Annotated in this window: 5 protein-coding genes and 1 pseudogene; 4 read left to right on the forward strand and 2 right to left on the reverse strand. The window is 24.5% G+C overall.

The features are described from left to right. Positions 1 to 80: 80 nt before the first annotated feature. Positions 81 to 1,412, forward strand: coding sequence for a DUF4317 domain-containing protein (locus tag Q1J60_RS11370; protein WP_300262267.1), 1,332 nt, complete (start codon positions 81 to 83; stop codon positions 1,410 to 1,412). A 146-nt stretch (positions 1,413 to 1,558) separates the two neighbouring features. On the opposite strand, the gene Q1J60_RS11375 is transcribed toward Q1J60_RS11370, so the two are convergent. Then, entirely contained in the window at positions 1,559 to 2,515 is a 957-nt protein-coding gene (locus tag Q1J60_RS11375) for a hypothetical protein (protein WP_300262269.1), read from the reverse strand. 139 nt (positions 2,516 to 2,654) lie between these two features. Here Q1J60_RS11375 and Q1J60_RS13060 point away from each other — a divergent pair. Then, positions 2,655 to 2,765 (forward strand): annotated as a pseudogene (locus tag Q1J60_RS13060) (YjjG family noncanonical pyrimidine nucleotidase); the annotation flags it as partial. A 224-nt stretch (positions 2,766 to 2,989) separates the two neighbouring features. Here Q1J60_RS13060 and Q1J60_RS11380 read toward each other — a convergent pair. After that, positions 2,990 to 3,400: a peptide deformylase gene (locus Q1J60_RS11380; RefSeq protein WP_300262272.1), complete on the reverse strand. Its 411-nt coding sequence runs from the start codon at positions 3,398 to 3,400 to the stop codon at positions 2,990 to 2,992. 211 nt (positions 3,401 to 3,611) lie between these two features. On the opposite strand from Q1J60_RS11380, the gene Q1J60_RS11385 reads away from it, so the two are divergent. Both Q1J60_RS11385 and cls read left to right on the forward strand, forming a co-directional pair. Beyond that, positions 3,612 to 4,280: a hypothetical protein gene (locus Q1J60_RS11385; RefSeq protein WP_300262275.1), complete on the forward strand. Its 669-nt coding sequence runs from the start codon at positions 3,612 to 3,614 to the stop codon at positions 4,278 to 4,280. A gap of 926 nt (positions 4,281 to 5,206) precedes the next feature. Further along, positions 5,207 to 6,664, forward strand: a complete 1,458-nt coding sequence (gene cls, locus Q1J60_RS11390) for a cardiolipin synthase (RefSeq protein ID WP_300262278.1) — start codon at positions 5,207 to 5,209, stop codon at positions 6,662 to 6,664. The last annotated feature ends 1 nt before the right edge of the window (position 6,665 follow it).

Consider the following 6,665-nt stretch of genomic DNA (forward strand, 5'->3'; position numbering starts at 1 on the left):
AAAATCTTTAATTAATATATAAAAAATACTATACTTAATAATGAAAATATATTAATTAGTTTAGATTGAGGAGTTTATATATGAGAAAAAAAGATATACTTGAATTAAAAAAACGTCTAAAAAAAGACCATTGTACCTTTACTAAAATGTGCGGATGCTATGTCAATGGAGAAAAAAATATTATTTTAAACTTTAGAGAAACTTTTCTAAACTTAGATGAAGATGAATATTTCAAATATTTAGAAATCGCTAAAAAGGTTATGTCTGGAACTATTGGAAATAATATTTTAGAACTAAACTTTCCTTTAAATGATTATCTTGTGAACGAGAGCCAAGTTTCTCTTATGCAATTAAAAAATAGTCAATTAAAGGATGATGAACTTCTTAATGATTTTTATAAATTAGTTATAGATAATTATGATTACACAGGTAACTTTTTAATACTTCTTTTCCATGATGCTTATGATGTTATCACAAAAACTAAAGATAACCTCAAAGTAGATGAATCTGAAGAGGTATATGAATATATTTTATGTGCAGTATGTCCAGTTTCTCTTTCAGGTCCTGGTCTTAGATATTTTGAAGAAGAAAATCAAATAAAATCACGTATTAGAGATTGGGTAGTTGAAGCCCCTGCTAATGGATTTGTATTCCCTGCTTTTATAGATCGTAGCTCAGATGTTAATTCTGTAATGTATTATACTAAAAATGCTAAAGATACTCATCCAGAATTAATGGAAAATGTATTAGGTTGTACTTCAAAGCAAACTGCTACTATTCAAAAGCAAATATTCCAATCAATTATTAAGGATTCTTTCTTAGATGAAGAAAAAGCAGAAAAAGTATTTATGGAAGTACAAGAAAATTTAAATAATATGATAGAAGAACATAACTCTATGTATGAAGATACTCCTGACTGTGAACCTATAGCTTTAACAGATAAAGATGTTCAAAATATATTAATAGAAAGTGGAATTCCTGAAGATGTTACTAGCCAGATTGAAAAATCTTATGTAGAAAGCTTTGGTGAAGATATTCCTTTAGCTGAAAACTTAATTGATAACAAAACTCTAAAAGCAAATGAACAAAGAAAAAAAGAAGAGCATCTTGAAAAGCAAGTAGCAATACTAAAAACTAGACTTGAAGAAGTAAAAAAAGAATCTACTATGGGCACTGAAGAAGATGTTCTTACAGAAACTTGTGATATAGTTTCTGATGAAATTTTAAAAAATAATTTAGAAGAATCTGAAGATAATAATGATATTAATAGTGAATATGATATTGTACTTCAGGTAAAGCCTGAGAAAATACATGAAATAAAATCTCAAATAATTGATGGTCAAAAGTGCATAGTTATTCCTATTAATGAAGATGAACAAACTAAAGTTAATGGTTTAGATGATTTAATTTAAGTGTATTAAGAATAAAGATATAAAGTTATTTTGGGAATGAAGAATGTAGACTGTAGAATAATTTGTGTAATTTAATATTCTATATTGATTATATAACTGGAAATTTTATTTCCAGTTATATTTTTATAGTTTTTCCAATTAAATTATTAATCATTGTCATTTATAAGCATACTATTTAAATACTTAACAGAAGTAACTATTCCATTATCATCAAGAATTAAAACTGTATCATAATAAGATATTCTATACTCATCTTTAGTATAAGATCTATATCTACTACCAATTCTAACATTCATATTTCCTTTTTCATCAAAAAATTCATCATATACAATACTCTCATCATCATCCATTTTTAGTTTACTTATATTTTCTTTAATAGTATCAATATTTTCACCTATTATATTTACATTATCATACTTAACTATATTTCTTTCTATCCAAGCTTCTTTCACCTTTGTTTCTTCTGAATCAAATTTAATTACTATACCACCAAAATCATAAGTTTGATTTCCTAAGTACTTAAACACATCATTGCTGAATTTTTCCTTTGCACTAAATGGTTTTAAATCCTCAAAATCATATTCTTCTCTTATATCAAAATCAGGATTTTCTAAAAATTTAGATTCTCTATAATAATAACAATTACCTGGAGAATTATCACGTATTTCCTCAATATCAAGCTTTTTCATAACTATAGAATTTATAGGTTCATAAAAGTTTACCAATGAATCATGAAATGAAGATGAAGATACAGCTAGCAATAAATTTCCTTCTTTATACGCCAACTCTTCTCCTCTTGAATTAAAAATATATGGCACTAAAACAAAACCAAATGTTATAACAATACCTATTATAAAAGATAAAAATGTAGAAAACACCTTAGCTATCCTTCCTATCTCTTTCTCCTTCCAAATTTTTTTAATAAATAATACGTTCAATATTGCTATAAATATAAATTTATCTAAAGCAATAAAGTCTTTAATTCCTTCTCTAAACTCTATACCATAATTTAATAAAACAAACTTTGAAATCAAATAAACAATATAAATTAAAAAACTTACTATCAAAAGAATCCCTGAAACACTTAATTTCTTACCTTTCATAATGCCTACTCCTTAAAAATTCAAATAACTTAATTATAAACTCAAAATTATATTTTACAAATATATTATTTTATTTATAAATATTTGTAAAGAGTATAAAATTTTTAAAATCACTTTAACAATCATTCCTTTTAATGATAAACTCTATATAATAACTAATGGTCTTATATCTGTTCAAAATAAAAGAATAAGACAATCTACTATAGCAAAATATTTTGATCCTATAGTAATTTCTGAAGAAAAATTTATACAAATAATTCTTAAAAATATCTTTAACAAAAATGTAACTCTGCCTAATAATCAATATATTAAAAATAACAATCTATTTTAAATGAAGATTTACATTATAAGTATTCATTAAAAGCTATATTTAATAATTAAAAAGTAGATGATTCTATTTGAAAATTAAATCATCTACTTTTTCAGTTTAATAAATATTCTTTTAAAATTATTAGTCTTTATTATTAAAACTGACTAAATTATTCTGCCATCAAATTGATAAACTTCATGCTGAATAATCTGTGCAGTAAATCCTGAAAATTTTTCTTTATGTTTCTTGAAATTTCTATCAAGACATTCTACTTCAATTATTTCATATCTTGTTATTTTTCTAAAACCAGTTAAAGATAAGCAACTTTCTTCTATTTCATAACCCTTCTCTTTCTTTACTATAACTGGATTCACCATAGGAACTATAATATTTCCTATGCTAAACACAAGTATGCATTTTTTCACTCCTATAATATTAGCAACCATATCAACACAACTCTCTAAATTTAATCTTAGATTATCAACTAAATCATCAATAATTCCTATATCTTCTTTAGTTGCAGGTTCTGATTTTTGTCTTAAAAATAATAAATCCTTAACAATTGGTTTTATCATATCTATTTCAACCTTTATAATTTATTTGCCTTAATAAGATCTAAAATTAAAAATCTTTTTTTAAAATCATACTTAAAATATGTCTTATGATACAGATTTAATTTCCATTATTTTTTATTGACTAAAATTCACTCTAGTAACTTTTATTTGTATAATCTCATACTATATACTATAGAAATTTATCTTAATATACAAAAAGGAGAAAAGTTAGATGAAAAATATAAAAAAAATAATGTCTCAAATGCCTGGCTTAAGTAAACAAATCGCTGTTACACTAAATAATGAATATCTATCATTTGAAGGTACACAAACTGAAGAAATAAAAACTCAAGATGTTGAAGATAAAAATATACTACCAGACTGTTGTCAAAGAGAAAGTTCACCAAAACCAAGCTGTCAATCTCATAGTACTACCTGTAAAAATACTAATCGTTGTGTAGATTTTTGTTGTGCAATAAATCTACCAAATAATTTCAATGTCAATAAACATGACCCTCAAACTAGAATATTATACGACTTAAATTGCTTAAATGCTATTATTGTTCCATGCTGCTGTAATGGAGCCCCTAGATATGATATAAAAATAGTTGGATGTATTCCTTTCATTGTTAATGTTTCCGTTGTTAAAGATGAAGGACAATGTTTATACCCTCATCATAATAATATAGCCTTATCTTGTTATAATAGTGTATGTGTAGATAATGTTGTTTGCAATAAATGCACTTATGAAGAAGCTATACTTGCACGTGAAATTATAAAAGATAAATTAAGGCATTGTCACTGTGTAAGTGTACAAGATTTAAATACTGATGTTTGCTATCATTCCTGTGTAATAAAAGTAACTGGTAGATTTAAACTTCCAGATTGTGATAATAAATAATTATAAAAACAATTTATTTTTAATATCATATTAATTTATTAACAAATAAATATGATATAGGTTGGGTTGTATCGAAACTATAATTTAGTAAAATTATCGAGAAAACTCCGAATAAAAAATAACAAGTATAACTTCAATTGTTAAAGTGTACCATTTATCAAGGAGATTTTAAAAAAAGCTATACACCATTAAGAAGATGATTTCTGCAATTAACAGGAGTCATCTTTTTTAAATTCCATTTATCTCCACTGTTATTCTAAATCGTGGACATGTTTTTAGTAAATACTTAAATATTTTAATTCTAATATTGTTATGACATTAAGTTCAATATGCATATTGTATATAAATAAATTTATTCTGCGAGGTAAAATTTATAGTATCAGTAGAACAAAATACGTATGTTTTAAAACAATCTGATGATACTATATGGAACTTTTTCTATGATGAGATATTCGGTATTATATACAAGATTTGTAAAAGAAATGTGTGGTCAAATTATATTTACAAATAAAACCACTGGAAAATTTTCAGTAACTCTATTACCTAACGATAACATATTTATTATATATTAAGATTTATATGAAAGCTTAATTATGGAGTTATTTGATAATACAAAATGGAACCATTTTAATCTGCTTGAAAATGAAGATAATAAAAAATTTGATATTTACTTTAAAACTCTTTTCTTCAAAAATGATTTATAAATACTATATAGTATTTATAATAAACATACTAATATTCTAACATTAATCTCTCAAATAATTGACAAAAATGGAGAATTAACTTCCCCTAAATTAATTGATCAATTTAAAGGCATCTATGAAATTCCATTTTATAAGTATCCATTTATAATAAATATTTGTTAGAATAGTGTATAATATTATTAATTTATAAGTATTAAAAAATATAGAAAGGATTTATTAATTATGATTTTTACTTTTTTCTCCAATTTACTTCATATTGTAAATTTATTAACCATTTTTTATATGATTTTTAAAGAAAATCGTTCTTCTAAAAGTATAATTTCTTGGACATTAGTATTAATTATATTACCGTACATAGGTTTCATTTTATTTTTAATGTTAGGAAGAAAAGTTAATATTAAAGATATTTTTATAATGAAGAAATCTGAACTTACTCTCTTTGATAAATACATGAAGAAATTAAAAAACACAAATAATTTAAATGATGACTTAAAAAAATATAAACATAATGATATGATTAAAGCTATTGAAAACATGGAATATTCACCTTATAGAATAAATGTGGAAACCAAAGTATTTTTTGATGGAAAAGAATTATTTGATGATATTTTAGAAAGTTTAAAGAAAGCACAAAAAAGCATAAATATAGAATTTTACACATTCAAAAATGATGACATAGGCTCAAAAATCTTAGATATTCTTAAAGAAAAAGCTAAATCTGGTGTTGAAGTTAGATTATTATATGACTCTGTAGGCAGTAGAAGCACTAATAGAAAAAAACTTCAGTCTGCAATTGATGCCGGTGTAAAAGTTGGTGAATTCTTCCCTGCTATATTTAGATTGATAAACATAAATATGAACTTTAGAAATCATCGTAAAATAATAGTTATAGATAATAAAGTTGGCTATGTTGGTGGCTTTAATGTAGGAGATGAATATTTAGGTAAAGATCCTAAATTTGGTTACTGGAGAGATACTCATATAAAATTCATGGGTGACTCAGTAAGAGACTTAGATTTAAGATTTTGGGCTGATTGGAGATATGCTACTAAGGAAGATGTTGATTTAAGCTACTTAATAGATTGTAAAAATGAAGAAACACCTTCTACAATGGCTAATTATTCAAAATGTGGTATGCAAATAATATCTAGTGGTCCTAACCCTTATAACTTTTATGAAATTAAATTATCATATTTAGAAATGATTCAAAAAGCTAAAAAATATATTTACATACAATCACCATATCTAATTTTAGATGATAGCATAACTGATAGTTTAAAACTTGCATCTATATCTGGAATTGATGTAAGAATAATGATACCTGGCAAAGGTGATCATCCATTTGTTTATTGGGCAAATTTAAAGTATGCTGGTGATTTACTAAACTTTGGAGTAAAAATATATCATTATGACAAGAATGCATTCCTTCACTCTAAAACATTAGTTATAGATGATGAAGTATGTTCAATAGGAACTGCTAATATGGATACACGAAGCTTTGAACTAAATTTTGAAGTAATTTCTATGATATACTCAGATGAAATAGCAAAAATACAACGTAAACAGTTTGAAAAGGACATGCTTATTTCAAAGCAATTAACCAAAGAAGACTATCTTAATAGAGGAATTTCAGTTAAAATTAAAGAATCATTTTCAAAACTCTTCTCAGCTTTACTTTAAT

This window comes from Clostridium sp. (genome assembly GCF_029258205.1).
Lineage (GTDB): Bacteria > Bacillota > Clostridia > Clostridiales > Clostridiaceae > Sarcina.